The sequence below is a fragment of the Bacillus sp. FJAT-26390 genome (genome assembly GCF_001682865.1).
Taxonomy (GTDB): Bacteria; Bacillota; Bacilli; order Paenibacillales; family Paenibacillaceae; genus Pristimantibacillus.
This window is the reverse complement of sequence record NZ_MAQX01000032.1, coordinates 264,414-284,663: the sequence shown is the minus strand read 5'-3', so window position 1 is coordinate 284,663 and position 20,250 is coordinate 264,414. Positions and strand designations below refer to the sequence as shown.

The 20,250-nt window shown below is 50.5% G+C and carries 12 protein-coding genes; 10 read left to right on the top strand and 2 right to left on the bottom strand.

What is annotated here, in order from left to right:
- Positions 1 to 155 precede the first annotated feature (155 nt).
- Positions 156 to 290: a hypothetical protein gene (locus tag A7975_RS35060; protein ID WP_255314438.1), complete on the top strand. Its 135-nt coding sequence runs from the start codon at positions 156 to 158 to the stop codon at positions 288 to 290.
- A gap of 80 nt (positions 291 to 370) precedes the next feature.
- Entirely contained in the window at positions 371 to 1,201 is an 831-nt protein-coding gene (locus A7975_RS22120; RefSeq protein ID WP_065386558.1) for an AraC family transcriptional regulator, read from the top strand.
- Between the two features lie 81 nt (positions 1,202 to 1,282).
- On the opposite strand, the gene A7975_RS22115 is transcribed toward A7975_RS22120, so the two are convergent.
- Both A7975_RS22115 and A7975_RS22110 read right to left on the bottom strand, forming a co-directional pair.
- Positions 1,283 to 2,686 (bottom strand): HEAT repeat domain-containing protein, encoded by a 1,404-nt coding sequence (locus tag A7975_RS22115; RefSeq protein ID WP_065386557.1) that lies wholly within the window; start codon positions 2,684 to 2,686, stop codon positions 1,283 to 1,285.
- A 146-nt stretch (positions 2,687 to 2,832) separates the two neighbouring features.
- A complete protein-coding gene (locus A7975_RS22110; protein ID WP_065386556.1) occupies positions 2,833 to 3,084 on the bottom strand; it encodes a hypothetical protein in 252 nt (83 codons plus the stop codon).
- 168 nt (positions 3,085 to 3,252) lie between these two features.
- On the opposite strand from A7975_RS22110, the gene A7975_RS22105 reads away from it, so the two are divergent.
- The 8 genes from A7975_RS22105 to A7975_RS22070 all read left to right on the top strand — a co-directional run bounded on the left by A7975_RS22105 (position 3,253) and on the right by A7975_RS22070 (position 20,248).
- A complete protein-coding gene (locus tag A7975_RS22105; RefSeq protein WP_065386555.1) occupies positions 3,253 to 3,678 on the top strand; it encodes a DUF6157 family protein in 426 nt (141 codons plus the stop codon).
- Between the two features lie 38 nt (positions 3,679 to 3,716).
- On the top strand, positions 3,717 to 3,896 hold the full coding sequence (locus A7975_RS22100; RefSeq protein ID WP_141680387.1) for a hypothetical protein: 180 nt from the start codon (positions 3,717 to 3,719) through the stop codon (positions 3,894 to 3,896).
- Positions 3,897 to 4,009: 113 nt separating this feature from the next.
- Positions 4,010 to 6,118, top strand: a complete 2,109-nt coding sequence (locus A7975_RS22095) for a methyl-accepting chemotaxis protein (protein ID WP_065386553.1) — start codon at positions 4,010 to 4,012, stop codon at positions 6,116 to 6,118.
- Positions 6,119 to 6,440: 322 nt separating this feature from the next.
- Positions 6,441 to 8,879 (top strand): phosphodiester glycosidase family protein, encoded by a 2,439-nt coding sequence (locus A7975_RS33270; protein ID WP_082198377.1) that lies wholly within the window; start codon positions 6,441 to 6,443, stop codon positions 8,877 to 8,879.
- A 692-nt stretch (positions 8,880 to 9,571) separates the two neighbouring features.
- Positions 9,572 to 17,296, top strand: coding sequence for a pullulanase (locus A7975_RS22085; protein ID WP_065386552.1), 7,725 nt, complete (start codon positions 9,572 to 9,574; stop codon positions 17,294 to 17,296).
- A 359-nt stretch (positions 17,297 to 17,655) separates the two neighbouring features.
- A complete protein-coding gene (locus tag A7975_RS22080; RefSeq protein WP_065386551.1) occupies positions 17,656 to 18,270 on the top strand; it encodes a DUF1349 domain-containing protein in 615 nt (204 codons plus the stop codon).
- A 396-nt stretch (positions 18,271 to 18,666) separates the two neighbouring features.
- Positions 18,667 to 19,527 carry an amino acid ABC transporter substrate-binding protein gene (locus A7975_RS22075; RefSeq protein ID WP_053372788.1) on the top strand — a complete coding sequence of 287 codons (861 nt, stop codon included), beginning with the start codon at positions 18,667 to 18,669 and terminating at the stop codon, positions 19,525 to 19,527.
- 52 nt (positions 19,528 to 19,579) lie between these two features.
- Entirely contained in the window at positions 19,580 to 20,248 is a 669-nt protein-coding gene (locus tag A7975_RS22070; protein ID WP_053372787.1) for an amino acid ABC transporter permease, read from the top strand.
- The last annotated feature ends 2 nt before the right edge of the window (positions 20,249 to 20,250 follow it).

The following is a 20,250-nucleotide window of genomic DNA, read 5'->3' as shown; positions in this document are numbered from 1 at the left end:
AATGCTGCTTCCTTTTTTTTTTGCGTGCATGGCTAAAAACAAGCGGCTTCAAGGGTTCTGTTGGCAAGGAAAAGGATAAGAGATAAGATAGGGTTGGAAGGATGCAGCGGGTATCATTTAGTATAGATTTATAAAATAGAATCTAGGCAATTATTATGCTGAATATAAAACAACGTTTGTTGCGGATGGAGCTGGAAGAGCGGATCAGCACGATTAGCATGTCCGTCTTGCCGGATCAGGAGGATCATGCTTTGCTTATTTCCGCGTTGCACCGTTATTTATCCAAATAAACCAATACGCCTCAGCGAGAGCCGAGAATGGATTTTAACAATTAGAAGTGACATCACGGGCTTGGAGGGCGGGAGTGGCAATGAACGAAAATAGCATGAAATCATTTTGGAAATCGTATTTGACCGGCTTGCAATTGCATGTGGCTGTAGTTGAGTATACGAAGGTGCCGCGCTCATGGAATGACGATAATTACACGCCTGACGTGAACAAGCTTTATTACATTCAAGAGGGCGAAGGGTATATTAAGATTGGCAATCGCACCTTTTATCCGAAGGCTGGCGACCTATGCTTGATGCCGGCGGATGTGACCCAGTCCTACGGAACGATTAATGAAAATACTTTCGGCAAATATTGGTGCCACTTTACGGCGAAGCTGGGCAATTTCAACCTGTTTCAAGTGCTTGAGATGCCTGTGATCCTAACGGTAACGGACCATCCTTTATTAAAGGATAAATTCGACCGCCTTATGTATCATTATAAGAGCGAGGAGTGGACGGCCGACCTGCATGTGCAGGCGACCTTCCTCGAGATCATGGCCATGTTTTTGGAGCAGACTGACCGGGTAACGATCAATGCGCCAACAACAAGCTCATTCGAGAAAATGAACGTCGTGCTTTCTTATATCGAGGAGCATCTTTCTGAAAATATTTCAGTAGATACGCTGGCGCAGCTGGTTCATTTTCACCCCAATTATTTCATTCGCATGTTTAAAAATACGACCGGGCTCTCGCCGATTCATTATGTGAACCGCAAGCGGATGGACAAAGCTAGAGAGATGCTTACTTTCACCGCTTTAAGCATTTCCGCTGTTGCTGAAGCGCTGGGGATGGATGCGACGTACTTCTCGCGGCTTTTTAAGGAGTATACGGCGCTGTCGCCGAGCGAATACAGAGAGCTTTTGCTGAAATAAAGGTGTCTCTTAATGAAGAAGAAACGAAGAACCGCCGGTTGCTTAACCGGCGGTTCTTCGTTATTTTTATGAGGATCAAGCCTAGAAGGTGTCGGCAGATGTAGTTGTCGTGCACCAGCGCGCATTAAAGAGCGACTTGATTAGAAGATCCTTTGCTTCCTCGGTGCCGATATAACGGAGCGCTTCCAGCGCATGTGCCCGCACGTAGCGGTCCTCGTCATCCAGCGCAGCTTCCAGCGCAGGAATCGCTGCAGCAGCCGTGGAGCCAAGCTTCGATAACGAAAGGCCAGCCGTAAAACGGACCTGCGCATCCTTATCTGCCAGGCATGTAATTAAGCCGTCTACCCCAGCTGCGGAGGTAGATTTGATCATGCCCAGCGCATCGGCCACCGCCGTGCGAATGGTAGCGGAAGGGTGGGACAACAAGCTTGTAAGCGCTGGAAGAGCAGCTTCTGCAAATTGGCCCAGCTCCCCGAGCGCAAATATGGCATGATAGACGGTTTCCTCGCGGTCATGTTCCAGCGCGGCAATTAGTCCGTTTACGGCTTCTTCTCCTGCCGCCGATAGTCCATAGGCAGACACGCGCGATACGTCGGCGCTTTGATGGTGCAGTCCAGCAAGCAAGGCTGCTACGCCTTTGCTGCCATACCTTGCAAGCTCATAAGCTGCGTTCAGCGCGGTTGGCTCGAATTGATCCTCTAATTCGCGTGCTAGCTCATTAAGCTTATTAGCATCTTCACTCCGGGAATTCGCTATGCTGCCAACGCTGCCGGACAGCCAGTTCCAGGTTTCCTCCCACAAGGTTTCATGGTTTGCAATGGGAAGCGCAAGATCGGAAGGCTCTGACCATGCTGTTGCCTGATTGTCCCAAGTCGGTGCGGCAGGCGCAGCCGTACGCATAAATTCGAACTTCAGCATGAAGCGTGCATTGCCTAGTACATTCGGCGTCGAACGGTGCCAGATATCGTAATGGATGAGCGCAAATGTGCCAGCTTCACCGTTAGCGAAGGCCTCCCCTGCGACTTCATCGGATACGAAAGTGCGTGACTCGTAGTTTTGCGTGCCGGGAAGCACGCTTGTTGGTCCAAGCTCAAGCGGCGTGTTTTGCGGAAAATACATAATCATCGCCCACCATGGATGGTGGTTGCGCATCCGCGAGTAGCCCCAGTAGCTGTCCTTATGCCAGCCGCCGGCAACGGGCTGCGCATTGTAATGGCCATGTCTATGTGCATGAAGCATGTAGTTTGGTCCCAGCACACTCGTTAATGCGCCGGTGATGACGGGGCTATCGAATACTTGCTGAATCTCGCGAATTCGCGGCAGCAGGTTATTGCCGGGATTTCCTTCCGCGTCATACACTTTATTAAGCTCTGCGGTCAACGCATGGTGGAATGATTCGGGAAAGTCGGTTTTTAAAATAAGAAAGCCTTCCGTAATAAATTTTCTCATTTGCTCATCATTCAGTAACAGTGGTGATTGGTTCATGTGATCGATATCCTCCTAAGAAATGAATTTATAAACCGATTATAGGAGATGTCACCCGAATGCTACATACACGAAACTAAGTGAAGCTTGCATAAAACTAACTTCCTCCACATAACGGGAGATGAAGTTAAATTATTTTTTTCGCTTTAGCCGTTGCTCATTTTACGAAATCCAATGCCGATGATGCGAGCATAGGTTTCCTTGGCGCCGTGAATGCTGCTGCATACGATAAAAATTCGGCCAGCGGCATAGAGGGGGAAATCATCGGCGGGGATGAACAGCCTTGCTGGGTTTATCGTCATGAGCATTTTCAACGAATCCGGAATATCGAAGCCAAGCACCTCATAGATGATGGGCGCTTCTTTGGGGCGGGGCAAATACATCTCACCGTCTACCATTCCTTGCTATCTGAAATGATACGTAGCAACCTCCATTGATGATAATTGTTCTCATCACAATATAAACGATATTAATCACTAAAGGAAATGGACATAAATGAGATTGTATAGTCACAAAAGTGTGATATCGCTATAATAGCCTTATCCAAGATTAGGAGGAAACTAGTCATGAATTGGAACTATTATAATACATTCATCACGGTGTCGGCAGACTGTCCAGCGGAGATTGGCACGGTGCCGCCGGACAAGAAGGGCGGTCGGACGAAGCCGAGCCTTGAGTATGAGCTGGCAGCCAATGAACCCTATAGGTATACGCAGGAAGAGCTGATGTATGAGGTGCACATTCGGCATAAGGAGTTGTCGGCCGAGGAGCTCGAAGCAAGAGGGAAGGAGGTTTGGGACGAGTTTTTTTCAAAGCCGAAGGCTTGTCTAAGGGCGTCGATGCTTCCGAAGAAATACGGCTGGGGCATCCACTTTAATGAAGAGGGCAAGCTGGCGCTCGTGCCAAAGGAATCGGAGGAATACGGCCAATTCGCAGAGGGCGGGCGCGATCAGGTGACGGTGCTTCGAGGCATGCGGAGCAGCAAAAAATAAATGGTGAGTGTGTGCTTGCCCTGGCGGGGCTTGATTCGTTGATTAGGCATGCTGCTCATGATAGCAGCTCGCAGTTGAATGGCGAGTACGAGAGCGCGGTGAAAATGGGCGTGCATATCACACTAAGCCTGCCTGCGGTTGAATGGAGATTGAGCGAGCAAGGTAATATCCAGCTCTTTAGTCAAGCTGGAGCGGCGGCTGACGAAAGCACGCTCTAACAAAAGCGAGGAACTGGCGCGATATTCATTTTCAGACTAGTCCATTATACCTATTCATTTTTAGTCGTATTTTGTCGATTAATGTCTTATCTTGGATGGGTGGAGTGGATGCAATGGCCGCATATCGGAAGCTTTCCTTATCATTCAAATTTATTGCAGTAGTTGGAGTCGTTATTGCTTTAGTGTTAGGCTCTATTCTCTTCGTAAATTTGCAGCAATTAAAGAAAGTAAGCCTTACGAACGGCGAGCTTGCAGCGGAGAACGCTGGAAATGATTACGCGAATTCGTTTTTGAAAAAAGTGACTAGTCTGGAATCAACCTTGAAATCATTGTCAGAGGTGCTTGAGGAATCACGGGCGAGCCAAAGCCTATCACGGGAAGAGGTTATCTCCCTGCTGAAGGGAATGCTCCAGAAGCGCCCGGAAGTATTCGGTATCTACACGCTTTGGGAGCCTAATGCATTTGATCGTAACGATGAGGCAAACCGGAGCAAAGCGAAATATGACGATGCCACGGGAAGATTCATTCCTTATTTGATTCAACAGAATAAAGAAATTGTTGCCGAACCGTTAAAAGGCTATGAGGAGCAGGGCGTTGGCGATTTCTATCTTATACCAAAGGCGAGCAAGCAGCTCTCTTATTTGGAACCATACACGTATGAGGCGGCGGGCGAGCAAACGCAGATGATGTCTATCGTCCAGCCGATTCTTGACGAATCGGGCGTTTTTTTAGGCATTGTTGGCGTAGATCTTTCGCTTTCCGACCTTCAGGAGGAGGCAACGCATTACAGACCGCTTGATGGATATGTTTCGCTTATTAGCGAAGCGGGAGTCTATGCTGCCAATCCGAATGATCCGGCATCGATATTGCAGCCATACGGCGATTCGCCGGAGAAGGAGCAGTTATGGAAGCAGGTCCAGAGCGGCCAGACGTTAAAAGCATATACGGCTAATTCCAAAGGCGATGATGTGCTGCGTGTATTCGAGCCTATCAAGCTGCCGGGCAGCGAGCAGATTTGGTATACGCAAACCGCTGTCTTAGAGGATGTTGTTTTGGCAACATATAATGAAGCTAGAACAAACGCGGGCATTACGGTGCTTGCGGCGCTGGTCATTTTGGCAGCGGTGATAGGACTTCTTGTATGGGGCATGGTCATTAAGCCGCTTCGTGCCCTTTCGGCTAAGCTGCAGCTAATGGCGCAGGGAGATTTAACGCAGAAGCTGGATTTTCGATCTGGCGATGAGTTTGGGGTGATGGGCGGTCACTTTAATGAAATGACCGGCAAGCTGCGCGGGATGTTCCAGCTGGTCTCGGATTTGTCGATGGCTGTGGGCGCAACATCGGAGCAGCTTACAGCAAGCGCGGAGCAGACAGGCAAAGCGGCTGAGACGATTGCACACTCCATTGGCCGTGTTGCAGAGGGCGCGCAAAATCAGCATGAGTATGCGTCGGAGTCATCCCAGGCGATGGGCGAAATGGCAATAGGCGTTCAGCGAATTGCGGATTCGTCTTCGGCAGTATCGTCATCTGCCGAGGAAGTGGCTAACCAAACGCAGCAGGGCAGCGTGCAGCTCCAAACGGCAGTCACGCAGATGGGCGAGCTTCAAAGGTCGTTTGAGGAAACGGGAAGCGCCATTCGGCGCTTAGGCGAGAGATCCGGTCAGATCGGCGGAATGATTGATCTAATCGCGAACATTAGCAAGCAAACGAATTTGCTGGCGCTCAATGCGGCGATCGAGGCATCCAGAGTGGGTGAGCATGGACGGGGCTTTGCTGTTGTCGCAACTGAAATTCGCAAGCTTGCAGAGCAGACGAAGCAAGCAGCGGATCAGGTGACGAGCTTGGTTGAAGATGTGCGCATGGACACGAATAAAGCATCACTCACGATGGTTACCGGCAACGAGAAGGTTCAACAGGGCGTACAAAGCGTAACGGAGAGCGGTCTGTTATTCACATCTATCCTTACGGAAATGACGCAGGTAAATGAGCAAACCCAAGAGGTATCGGCTGCTGCCCAGCAAATGACGGCAAGCACCGAGCAAATTTCAGCCAGCGTGTCGCAGCTTGCCGATCTTGCATCAGAGGCATCCGCCGATTCTCAAAGCGTTGCCGCAGCTTCAGAGGAGCAGCTTGCGTCTATGGAGGAAATCTCAGCCTCGGCAGAAGCGCTTAGCACCATGGTACAGGAGCTTTTGGAGAAGCTGTCTCATTTTAAAATATAGCAATCAAGGCTGGCATAGCTTTCAGTGAACGTCATTGCTGAGGCGAATGCCAGTCTTTTTTTTAAATATAGGAAAATATATAATGAAACGCGCTGCGACGCCAAAGGACGGCGACAGCCGTTTTACATTGAGTGGAAAGGTGACTGTGACGATATAAGAAACATGAAATCTATGAAAAAACGGAATAGGATTGTTATAGGGTTATCGAATGGTAAGGCTTTTCTCGTGATGCTATGAGCTGTTCTTCATTTTTAATAGGTCTTTGTCGATATAGTTCGTTGGGACTATTTGGAATACGCATAGATAAGGGAGTGCAGCTTTGATGCAGCAAGATTGGATGATGTGGGGAAAAAAAGGAATAGCCGCGCTATTGATAGCGTCTATGGGTTTAAGTTATGCCGGAAGCGGGGCAGCTGCCGCCGCAGCAGCAGGTGAAACTGTCACGGTTAAGGCCGCGGAAGGCAAAGCGGTTAGCACGACAGCCGCAACGGTCAATAAAGCAGAAATCGAATATTGGCGTTACGCAGCCGAAGGAACGCTGCATCCGGCGCTAGTTTTGTCGAATGGAAATCTGTTCACCGCAGCCGCTAATGGTTGGGTGACCATTGTCACCAGCACGGGCAAAGAAGTGAAGCGGGTCAATGCCTATACGAATTTGTCCGCGCCGGCGCTGAACGGGAAACGCCAAATATTTGCTGCTGGCAAAAGCGCGCGGCTCTATCAATACGATGAAGCGGGAAATGGCGGTCAGGCCGGTATTTTTTATTTTAAAGGAAAGACCGAGAATCTTCAGCCGTCTGCACTAGTCACGGACGCGCAGGGACTCCCTTATTTCGCATATCAGCATGCGATTTTATCGCTGGATGAAGCGGGTGAGAAGCAGGCGGCGCTGCTGCCGGAGGGCGTCAGCGTGAAGGAGCTTGCCGCGGGCAAGAGCGGCGTCTATGTGCTTGGCAGCAACGGCGCGCTGTATGCGGTGCGCGGCGGAGCTGTAGTCTGGGAAGCGGCTCTGGAACAGCCGCTGCTTGGGGGTAAGCTGGCCGCCGACCGGGTTAACGGCGGCGTTCTGCTGCTCGCGGGCAAAGCGGTCGCTGCGTATGAAGAGGACGGCAAAGTCCGATTCACGCGCGAGCTTGCGGCGGCGCCCGCAGGCGGCTGGACATCCCCGGTGCTTCTGCCCGGGGATGCGGGAGCTGTCGTTGCCGCTGAGCTTGGCGGCAACGGCATTGCTGCGTTCCGCCTCGCAGACGGGGCGGAACTATGGCGCATCAGCGCCGCCGGGGCCGGAGGCTTCGGCCCCGCGGCGCTGGCGCCGGATGCTGCCGCCGGCATCGTGCTGGCCGGCGGCCGATCCGGCGCGGTGTACGCGATCGACGGCTCTGCCAAGTCGATCTTGTACACCTACGGCGGGCACGCCGCGGTTCCCGCGAGCGGCGTGACGCCGATGGGCGGCGGACGCTTCGCGTATACGTCCGCCAGCCAGTTGGTCGCAGCGGGGCCGGTTCGCCCCGTCGCGATTACCTACGCAGCGGCGACGCTTAAGCTGCCGCTGGATATAAGGCTCCTGCTCACGGACAAGCTGAAGCTGTCCGATCCCGTCGCCCTCAGCTTCCGCTCCGATAATACGGCGATCGTTCGCATCACGGAGAAGAGCATCGTGACCCCGGTTGCAGTGGGCTCAGCAAATCTTTATGTGGATGTCATCGCAAGCGGCTATAAAGGCCAGCTCAAGCTGCCTGTCCAGGTGACGGCCTCGGACTCCAAGCTGAAGGTGAAGCATGAAGCGAAAAAGGTCAGCATTTCAGGCAAGTCCTATACGGTTCAAACGGTGGTCATTCCTAAGGGAGTTCCAATGACCGCAGGTCTTGCAAGCCGGAAGGTTGGCGTTGTCCAGCCGCTTGCGCTGATTGCGAAAGCCTACAATGCTGATGCAGCTATCAACGGGACATTCTTCGAGGCTTACGGCGGCATTCCCGAACCGTATGGCACCCTCATCGCAGACGGAAATGTGGAGCATATCGGCAATACGGGTACGGCGATCGGTTTTACATGGGACGGGACGGTTATCATGGATACGCTCCGGGTGAAGCTGCTGGGCGGGACGGATGGTTCTTTCAAATCGCCGAATAACTGGTATGTGTATTTCATAAACCGTACGCCGGTAGCGGGCGGCTCATCCGCCATTATGTTTACTCCGAAGCGGGGCGCTAAGCTAGGCTTTGCGCTTGGGACGGCTGTTACCGTCAGCAAAGGCGTCGTGACCAAAATAAGCAAAAAAGAAAATGTGAGCATTCCGGCAGATGGGTATGTTCTCGTTTTTACAGGCTCGGAAGAAAAGCTTGCCGCACGTTTTAAGGTCGGCACTTTGGTGGACTATAAGACGGAAATGACGAACTTGTCCAATACGCCGATTGCCTGGTCACGCGTCCATACGGCAGTTGGTGCTGGTCCAAGACTGGTAAAGGACGGGAGGCTGGCGATTAACCCCGTGGGCGAAGGCTTCAGCAGCTCCAAAATTTTAACAGACTCCGCAGCCAGAAGCGGCATTCTTGTTAAAAAGGACGGAACCGTCATCATGGCGACCGTACCTCAGGCAACGATGAAGCAGTGGGGACAAATCATGCTGCAGCTAGGTGCGGAGCAGGCGATGAATTTGGATGGCGGAGCTTCTTCGGGTATGTATGCGCAAGGCAAGCTGATTACGGCGCCAGGCAGGCTTATCAGTAACGGACTCGTATTTGGTACAAAGTTGAAATGGTAACGAAAGCAGCGTTTAGGCCGCCCTCATGCAGGGCGGATGCGTTTCAGAATGTTCGGCGCCGCAGGTCGTGGCATCCTTCGCACACCAGCCAATGGACGGTGGAGATCCGGCTGTCCCGCCACAATTCGAATGTGAGGAATGCCGCGGAGTGATGACTGAGTATTACAAAGGCGTTCACGGACATGAATACCGAATAGAAAATGAGAGAAGCAACAGAACGTAAGGGATCTCCTTGCGTGCCGTTGCTTCGCATGCTCGAAAGTAGATATGCACTTCAAGGACGCCGTCAGGCGTTTTTCTTATGCAAAAGATGAGTGGTATCAGACATGCATGCATACCGCATAGCTGTGCAACTTTCTGCGCAAACGTTGTCATTTGCAGTAAAAAGGACGCATACACATGTGGAAACAAAAAAAAAGCGAGAAAATAATTGACAGCGCTTTATTTTTGGTATTAATATGGGTCTAAGTAAACGCTTTCACAGTTCTGTTAGCGCAATTAAGGCTGTTGCAAGAGGATGGAAGGAAGGACTCACATTTTTTGTGCTATTTGTGCAAACGATTGCACACGTTCAGGGTTTTTATTTTCAACCAATCAGGAGGTGGCGTAGCAGAGCGAATGAGCAGGCTAAAGGCTTCAAAACAGTAAGGATTCAAAAGCGCTTTTACGATAAATTGGGGAGGTTCATCCGAATGGGCTTTGCTTTTAAGCGAAAGAAAATGATTTCTCTTATGCTGATAGCAGCTATGCTTTGGTCGATTATTGGGGCTATTCCGAACGGTGCGAGCGCTGCTGCGCCAACGAAGGTTGTGCTTGTCGGCGATCTGCAGTCAGAGCTTGGACATGACAAAGATTGGGACCCGGCGGCAGCGGCAACCGAAATGGTCGACAAGGGCAACGGGATTTACAGCTTTACCGCGACTTTGCCAGCGGGTGATTATCAATATAAGATCGCTTTGAATGGCGGTTGGGACGAAAGCTATGGCTTTGACCACTACACGAACCCAAGCGGTGCCGGCAACGAGGGAAATATTAAGCTGACCCTCGCCGAAGCGGCAGAAGTAACCATTTATTATAATCATGTCTCGCACAAAATCGCAGATTCTACTTATTATGTTCCGCTAGCTAGCGACAAGCTCCCGCGTATCGTAGGCGATCTGCAGAGTGAAATAGGTGATCCATCCGACTGGTCGCCGGAAACGGCGCTTTCGGTACTGGAGGATTCTGATTTTGACAGCGTGTACACCCTTACGAAGGAAGTGCCTAAAGGGGACTACGCGTTCAAAATATTGCTGGGATCAACTTGGGAGGATGCAGCTTACCCGCAAAGCAACCGAGCGCTCAGCTTGCCTGCCGATCTGCCGGTTACCTTCAAGTATAATGCGGCAACGCATGACGTGGCTGCAGATTTCAAGGCGCCCGTAGAGCCGAATCCGAACCCGGGAGGTTCAAATACAGAACCTGTCCCGGCCAACCATCTGCGCGTTCACTATAGCCGGGCGGATGGCGTTTATACGAATCAAGGCGTATGGGCTTGGGATCATGTTGCCGCACCATCTGCTGGGTGGCCGCAGGGTGCAATGGCTATCCCGGAGGATAAGAGGGACAGCTATGGCGCATATGTGGATATTCCGCTTGCCGATAACGCCAAAAAAGTGGGCTTTCTAATCGTCAACCGATCGGATGGTTCAAAGGATGGCGGCGATAAAGCGGTAGCCATAAGCTCGCCTGAAGTGAACGAGGTTTGGATACAGAAGGACTCTGATAAGGTATTTTATTACGAACCGGTAGCGCTTCCGCCTAATACCGTTCGCATCCACTACGTTAGAGAGGATAAGAATCAGAGCGCGTATGGGCTGTGGCTGTGGGATCAGGTTGCGGCACCATCAACGGGCTGGCCTGCGGGCGCAGCTGCCTTCCAAGCCGAGAACGTCGATCGATATGGCGGCTATGTGGATGTTCCGCTCGAGCAAAATGCGCAAAAAATTAGCTTTCTGGTCGTGAACCGAACGTTAGGCGATGCAGATAAGGATGGCGGCGACCGTACCTTCAGCCTTCTTGACCGCTACGATCAGCTATGGATTAGAGAGCGCGACAACAATGTTTATGTTTCTCCTTATTGGGAGCTGCCTACCGGCCTTGTATCCGCAGAAATATTGTCTGAGAGCAAGCTTCTTCTCGGTTTTACGATGACCGACGGGCTAGTGGCGGACGAATTGAAGCAAGCGATCACGATTAAGGATAAAAGCGGAGCAGCCGTCGCTATTAATCAAGTGACCTTGCAGGCGGATAAGAAAAGCGTTCTCGTCTCGGCGAATATACAACTGGATCAGGCTCCGCTAAGCGTCTCCTACCAAGGCAAAACGGTAACGGCAGCCGCAGGCTGGAGAATGCTTGACGAGCTATACAGCTACGAAGGAAATGACCTTGGCGCGAGCTATGACTCGGGCAACGTTGTTTTGAAGCTGTGGGCGCCAAAAGCAAGCTCCGTCGTAGCCAACGTCTACGATAAAAGCGACTCTACTCAGCTAGTAGGCAGCGTGGAGTTGACGCAAGGCGACAAGGGCGTGTGGTCGACTGCCATTGCGCCAACTGATTTAGATGTACAAGGAATAACGGATTTGAAAGGTTATTTCTATCAATATGAAGTAACAAATGACGGGGTAACAAAAAATGTCCTCGATCCGTACGCCAAATCGATGGCGGAGTTCAGAGTCAACACCAAGGGAGAAGCCGGGGAGGACGGCGATGAGGTCGGTAAGGCGGCAATCGTTGACCTTGGCGGGACTGATCCAGCGGCTGACTATGATTTTGCCAAGATTGACGGTTATGAGAAACGGGAAGATGCGATTATTTGGGAGGCGCATATTAGAGACTTCACGTCTGATCCCTCTATTGCGGGTGATTTGAATGCGAGATGGGGCTCCTATAACGCATTCAAAGATAAGCTGGACTATATTAAGTCGCTAGGCGTTACCCATATTCAGCTGCTTCCGGTCATGGCTTGGTACTTCGGCGATGAGGCGAACATGGGCACAAGGGAAATGGATTATTCGACTATCGATAATGAATACAACTGGGGTTATGATCCGCACAGCTATTTCTCGCCAGACGGCGCATATTCCGAGAACGCTGCCGATCCGGAGCTTAGAGTCAAAGAATTAAAAGGACTAATCGATGCGATTCATGATGCGGGCATGGGGGTCGTTCTTGATGTCGTGTACACCCACATGGCAAAAGCAAGCTTCCTGAACGATATCGTACCTAACTACTACGCATTCCAGGATGCGAACGGAAACAATATCGGCGGCTTCGGCAACAACTTGGCTACCTCTCACAAAATGGCGGAGAAGCTGATGGTTGATTCCGTTAAATATTGGTTCGATGAGTACAAAATCGACGGCATGCGCTGGGATATGATGGGCGACGCGACTTATGATGCGGTTCAGCATGCTTATGATGCCGCAGCCCGCATTAACCCGAACGCCTTGTTCATCGGCGAAGGCTGGAAAACGTTCGGAGGAGCCGCTTCCGATCCGTCATTGGCAGGCAAGGGCGCAGACCAAGCCTGGATGGACAAAACGGATAACGTTGGCGTATTTTCCGATGAGATTCGCAACGAGCTGAAATCAGGCTTTGGCTCAGAGGGCGAGCCAAGATTTATAACGGGCGGAGCTAGAAGCATCGCGACGATTTTGGCTAACATTAAGGCGCAGCCTAGCAACACGCCTGCCGATGATCCGGGCGACATGGTGCAGTACATTGAAGCCCATGACAACCTGCCGCTGTATGACGTTATTGCACAGTCCATCAAGAAAGATCCGTCAGTTGCAGCTAACGATCTAGAAATTCATAAGCGCGTGCGGCTGGGGAATTTATTGATTTTGACCTCACAGGGTACGGCGTTCCTGCATGCGGGGCAAGAATACGGCAGAACGAAGCAGTGGCTGGGAGAGGGAATGCCGGAGCAGAAATATCACGAGCTCAAGGATGCGCAGGATCAATCCTTTGGTTATTTTGTCCATGATTCGTACGATTCGTCCGATGCCATTAATAAATTTGACTGGCAGAAAGCTGCTGATGCCGATCTATATCCGATCAACCATACCACAAAGGAATATACGGCTGGCTTAATCGAGCTTAGGAAGCATACGGATGCGTTCCGACTTGGAGACAAAGCATTGGTTGATTCCAACGTTACGCTTGTTGAAGCAAAGGAGATGAAAGCAAGCGATCTAGTCATCGGCTACAAGAACAAAGCGACGGACGGAACCGGCAATTATTATGTATTTATGAATGCGGACAATACGGCAAGAACGCTTACGCTTACGGAGGATTTAACCGCAGGCACGGTGGTTGTAGACAATGACGAGGCGGGAGTTGAGGCCGTTTCCGCTGTGTCTGGCTTCGAGCTGACAGCGAGCTCGATTACGCTTGATCCTTTGACTGCGGTCATTATTAGAATGGAAGCGTCAGCGCCTGTGTTCACTAAGCTGGAGCTGGACAGCGCGAGCTATCCGCTTCAGGTAGGCACGACGCACCAAACCGCGGTTTACGCGAAATACAGCGACGGCAGCAGAAAAAATGTAACGGGGCAAGCGACGTACACCTCCAACAAGCCATCGGTAGCCGCTGTAAGCACGGGCGGTTTGGTAACGGCGATCGGTGCAGGAGATGCAACGATCACGGTTACGTATAATGGCATGTCGGAGAATGTTGCGGTTGCCGTTACGACCGAATCGCTGAAGCGTTATGTGCAATTGAACTACATCCGGCCCGACAAAAACTATACGGACTGGAATCTATGGATTTGGAATACGGGTGTGAAAAACGACCAAATCAACTTTGATAAAGTCGAAAACGGCATAGCTACCGTTATGCTCGAAATTGCCCAGGATGCAACAAGCGTAGGGTTTGTCCTCCGCAAAGGAACAGACTGGAACACCGCGAAGCAGGATATTCCGGATGACCGCGTCATTCCGATTGCGCCGGGGGCGGCTTTTACGAAAGTGAACATTGTCAGCATGGTGAGCCAGGTTGATATTTTGCCTAGCATAAACGGACCTATTCTGAAGGATGGCGGCATCACCTTCCTCTATCGGGATGATACCTTATTCAAAAATGGGCAATTGGGAGATATAACAGGCGTTAAAGTGAAAATAAACGGCACGGCCTATGACATGGCGTATGACGCAACGAAAGAGTGGTTTGCGTATACCCTTTCCGAAGTAGAAGGCGGCCAATACGAATACACCTTCCTAGTCACGAACAAGGATGGGGCAACAGTTGAAATAACCGATCCGAAAAATACGATAGACGGCAAATCGGTCATTACGTATCGGAAGCCTATCGTCACAATGACGTCATCTGTGCAGCCGCCTGCGATATCGTATAACGAGAATGCAGTTCTGACGGTAAAGGCAGCCGCTTCGGAAGAGGTAGCATTTACTGAAGGCTATATGGATCTAACGGCATTAGGCGGTGCAGCCAAGGTTTATTTTGACACCAAGCTGCTCGCGCAATCGATTGCTGTGAAGGATACGGTGACCGCGGGAACCAAGGAAATACCGATTACGCTTATCGACGAATACGGCAACAAGCATAAGCATACAGGCTCGGTAACGGTAAAAGCGAGAATGTCTGCGGGCGATCTCGACTTTGATTGGGATGAGGCACGCATTTATTTCGCTCTGACTGACCGCTTCGCTGACGGCGATGCAACGAATAATGCGGATGTGGATAAGGATCATCTTGAAGCGTACCATGGCGGCGATTTTAGAGGGATGATCGACAAGCTGGATTATTTGCAGGAGCTTGGCATCAACACGCTTTGGATTACCCCGATCGTCGACAATATCGATTTCAACAAAGGTGCCGATTTTAACAGCAAGCAGTATGGCTACCATGGCTATTGGGCGAAAGATTTCACGAAGCTCGACGAGCATCTGGGCGATATGGATACGTTCAGGGAGCTTATCGACAAGGCACATGACAAGGGCATCAAGATTATGGTTGATGTGGTGCTTAACCACACAGGATACGGACTCAAGGCAGATGAGAACCGTCCTGGCATTACGCCGGAGGACAAAGCACGCTTTGAGGGCATGCTGCGGACGAATGGTGTGCAAGCCAGCACGAATCCGATTGAGGGCGAGCTCGACCATCTTCCAGACTTTAAGACAGAAGATCCTGCTGTACGTGAGAAAATAATCGAATGGCAGGCCGGCTGGCTAGAGCGTGCCAAAACGGAGCGCGGGGATATGATCGATTACTTCCGCGTAGACACCGTCAAGCATGTGGAGAGCACGACATGGAAGGCATTTAAAAATGCGCTTACTGCCATTAATCCAAACTTCAAGCTGATTGGGGAATATTTTGGAGGGACGATCGACGGCGATGGCGGCATGCTTCGCAGCGGCCAAATGGATAGCTTGCTTGATTTCAGCTTTAATGACAGGGCGAAAGATTTTGCGGGCGGCAAAATCGAAGCGGTTGATGCTTATCTAGCCGATCGTGAGACTAAGCTTGATAACGTCGCTACGATGGGTCAATTCCTAAGCAGCCATGACGAGAATGGTTTCCTTTCCCACTTTGTGGATGGAGACAAAGGAAAGCTGAAGATCGCGGCGGCGCTCCAAATTACGGCGAAAGGCCAGCCGGTCATTTATTATGGCGAGGAACTCGGCCGTTCGGGAGCCAATGCGGTTGACATGGGAGCAGGACAATTTAGCGAAAATCGCGCGGATATGCCGTGGGACCAGCTGAACGCGGAGCAAGCGCTGCATGACCATTACGAGAAGCTGCTCCATATCCGGGCCAAGTTCTCCAAGGTATATGCCAAGGGCGCGCGAACAACGCTTTCAGCTTCGGATTCACTCGGATATCTGGCATTCAACAAGCAATATGACGGTACGAATGTCGTGACGGTCATTAACACGGCAGCGGAGGGCAAGTCCGTTACGCTGACTGTTCCATTCACGGCCGGAACGGATGCGAAAGATGAATATAGCGGCAAACTGTACAAAGTAGCGGCGAACGGCGAGCTGACGATTGAGGTGCCAGGAAGGAACGAAGGCGGAACGGTTATTTTGAGCGGCGAATCGGCTGTTGTGCCGACGCCGACGCCAACGCCAACACCGACATCGACACCGGAGGAAACACCGACACCGACACCAACGCCAACGGCGACACCGACACCAACACCGGAAGAAACCGCAACGCCAACGCCGACACCGGTGGAAACACCAGCACCAACGCCGGCTGCAACGCCAAATGGATTATCGAATACGCCGACAAGTACACCGCTGGCGGCTGACGTTCAAGTTATTGACGATGGCAGCTTGCGAGGCGGCAAGGACGGCAAAGCAACGGTACAGCTTGCAGATGGCAAAAATATTGTGCTTCTGCCGCTGAATGCGGCCGCTGCGTTAGCAGGCAATGCTTTGGAGCTGAAAGCAAGCGGTATTTCGGTTATGCTGCCAAATGAAATGCTAGCCTCGATGCAAGGGCTAGTGCCGACAGGCGAAGCGGATGGTTCCCGTATCCGGCTTGAAGCAAAACCAGCGGCGAATGCAGAAGCAGATGCTTTGATTGAACGAATCGATGACAAGCAAGCGGATGTGAAAGCTGGCTCCTTGATTTATGAGTTCCACTTAAGCGTCATTACCAAAGACGGCAAGAGCATTCCGGTTACGAAGTTTGAGAAGCCAATAACAGTCACGTTTAAGATCAACGCGAATGCGGATAGAGACTTAATTGGCGTGTATTACGTGAGTGATGATGGCAAGCTTGAATTTATCGGAGGGGTGCTAAGCGGCGACAGCATGACAGCGGAGATATCCCATTTTAGCAAATATGCTGTTCTTGAATACGATAAATCGTTTGCAGATGTGCAAGCTAGCCACTGGTCATCGGCAGCGATTAAGTCACTGACTGCGAGGCATATCGTGACAGGCGTTAACGAAAAGCAGTTCGCGCCGCAGGCGAACGTAACCCGTGCGGAATTCGCGGCTATGCTCGTTCGAGCGCTTGGCTTAAAAGCGGAAGGCTCAGCTAGCTTCTCGGATGTCGAAGCGGACAAATGGTATTCCGCTTACGTCGCGACAGCAAGCAAGCTTGGCATCGTAAACGGGCGCAGCGATCAAGCTTTTGCGCCAAACGAAACGATCAGCCGTGAGGAGATGGCAGTCATGCTGATCCGAGCTTATGCGGTTAGGAATGGGGAAGCGGCTAGCTCGGCAACGGCGGAATCGACGTTCACGGACCGCGGCCAGATCAGCAAGTGGGCTTCCGAATCTGTTGCGGCTGCTAAGGAGCTAGGGCTGATTCAAGGAAGAACAAATGAAACCTTCGTACCGAAGGGGAAAATGACGCGTGCCGAAAGCGCGCAGGTGATTTATAACCTATTGGGGAAATAAACGGACTTAAATGGTCTGTTCCGTTAGCAGGAATGAGAACCTTTCAGTCGAGATCAATCTCTTGTGAACTACAAAAAGAAGGCCGGTAATCCTCTTTCTATCGAGAGGCTACCGGCCTTCAATATTTGGGCTTCATTGTCGAAATGTTTTAAAAGGCAGATCGTGTTTTAATTGATTCTTTCGATTCCAAGTAGCGGAAAATCCACCGTTGCTTAAAGTGGATGGATATGCCAAAATTGTTTACGATGTACTGGCGAAGAGAGTTTGCTACTCATGATAAGGAAGTAACTCTGAACGCTGATTATTGTTTAGAAATAATAGTTCCTAATTAAATATGATTTTATCGGAGCAGGGAGTGGATGTTGGTGAATTTATTTGAAAATGGCTTAAAGCAAACGGCAATTTCCGATTTAAAATGGATGAACGAGCCTCAAACGTGGGCATTTGATGATAGCAATGCGCTGCGTGTTTCAGCTCCGGCGATGGGAGACTTCTTCATAAATCCATCCGGAGAAGAGGTTAAGTCGTCTGCGCCATTTCTATATGCGACCGTACAAGGCGATTTCGTCATGACGGCCCGCGTCAGCGTGGAAATGAAGGAGCAATACGATTCCGGCTGTCTGATGGTGATGGCGGACGACCAAAACTGGGCGAAGCTGTGCAATGAGTTTTTTGCAGCGAAGCGCTCTATAATAAGCGTTGTGACCAAAGGCGACTCCGATGATTGCATTTCGGGAGAAGCGGGTACCTTAAAGCCATATTTGAGAGTGGCTAGAGCAGGGAATTGCTTTGCGTTTCATTATTCTGTTGACGCTGAAAATTGGAATTTGGTGCGTTACTTCGGAATGAGCTGTCCGGGCGAGCTGAAGGTTGGCGTAGTCGCGCAATCGCCAATTGGCAATGGCTGCGAAGTTTTGTTTGAGGAGTTGACCTTTTCCCGACAAGAGCAGAAGGATATTCGCATCGCCGAATAAAACGTGCATTAAAGATTCCGTGTGGGTAGATTGACGCGAATCGCGATAATAGAGGCCGAGAAGCTAGTATTGGCATTTCGGCCTTTACTCATCGAACATAGTGCTTCTTCGAAGGATGATCCCCATCTTAACCCCTGCAGCAAGCCTTGCAATAAATCCATTACTCCCTTAAAAGTGAGATGCCTTTGCGCGATGATCAACAATTTACCTATAAGTTTTTGAGAGTTAATGACTATAAGGGGCTTTTTCAATACCAATATAGTGAGCTAAAAATTAAAATTGATAATTCCAATGAGAATTATCGGAAAAAGAATTGACACAGCATTCCCCGCGGTATACTATTCACTTAGTCGACATGTAAATCCATGACGGATTATGAATAGCGAGGGGAATAATATGAAAAGAATAAGCACACTAACATTGTTAATAGCACTAACTGTATTGCTGCTAGCAGCTTGCGGAGGCAAGAATGAGAATAAAAATGGCGGAACGCAGGAGCCGGCGGTCAGTCCGACTGCGGAAGCTGCAAGCACGGCAGAACCAGCACCGGGGCAAGCGGCATGGGATGCCATTAAAGCAAGCGGCAAGCTCCGTATTGGGACAGAAGGCACTTATGCGCCTTTCACATTCCATGATGATTCTGGCAAGCTGACTGGATTTGATGTCGAGATTGCAGAAGAGATTACTAAGCGCCTTGGCCTTAAAGCTGAATTTATTGAGACGCAATGGGATTCCATTATTGCTGGACTTGATGCTGAGCGCTTCGATACGATCTTTAATCAAGTAGGGATTACGGATGAACGGAAAGAGAAATACGATTTCTCCGATGATTACATCGTCTCCAAAGCGGTATTGATCGTTGGTGAAGAGAACACGGATATCAAAACGTTCGCTGATCTGAAGGGCAAGAAGGCGGGGCAGTCACTGACGAGCAACCTTGCTGACATTGCTCGCGAGAATGGCGCAGAAATTATTTCAACAGAAGGCTTCAACCAGGCGATCGATTTGCTCGCTTCGAAGCGAATCGATGCTACCGTAAATGACGGACTATCCTTCCTTGATCTAAAGAAACAAAAACCTGACCTGCCGCTTAAAATAGTTGCAGAATTGCCGGATGCATCCAAAAACGCTGCTCTATTTAGAAAGGGCAATGAAGCATTAATTCAAGCCGTAAACGGCGCGCTTGCTGAGATCAAGAGCGACGGCACTTATTTGAAAATATCAGAGAAATATTTTGGAGCCGACGTCTCGAAATGATGAATGCTGCCTTGCTGACTAACAGCCTATAGGCGTAAAGGATGCATAGATGATGACTGATCGTCAAATACAGATTCTTATAGATTCGCTGCTACCCCTGCTTAAGGCAGGGGTAGCTTTTACAATACCGCTAACATTAATCTCTTTCACTTTAGGTTTAGTGTTAGCCGTTGCTACTGCTCTTGCAAGGTTATCTTCTATAGGGGTACTGCGGCAAATTGCACGCTTCTATGTTTGGATCATTCGCGGGACACCGCTGCTTGTACAATTATTTATTATCTTCTACGGTCTTGCTTATGTAGGGATTATATTAGATCCGTTCACCGCTTCTATTATAGGATTCTCGCTTAGCGTAGGTGCCTATGGCTCCGAGATTGTGCGTGCGGCGATTCAGTCGATTCAAAAAGGGCAGTGGGAAGCTGCCTATTCACTCGGAATGACAAGGTGGCAGGCGCTTCGGCGCGTTATTCTTCCGCAGGCTGCGCGCGTATCGATACCGCCGCTTGGCAGCTCCTTCATAAGCCTGGTAAAGGATACATCCCTTGCGGCTAGCATAACGTATGTGGAAATGTTCCGCGTTGCGCAGCAGATTAACGCAGCCAAATTCGAGCCGCTTCTGATCTATTGCGAGGTTGCGGTCATCTATCTGCTGTTCAGCTCTGTACTGTCGTGGCTGCAGGGCGTTACGGAGAAACGATTGGCACGGTATTCCGCCAGCTAAGG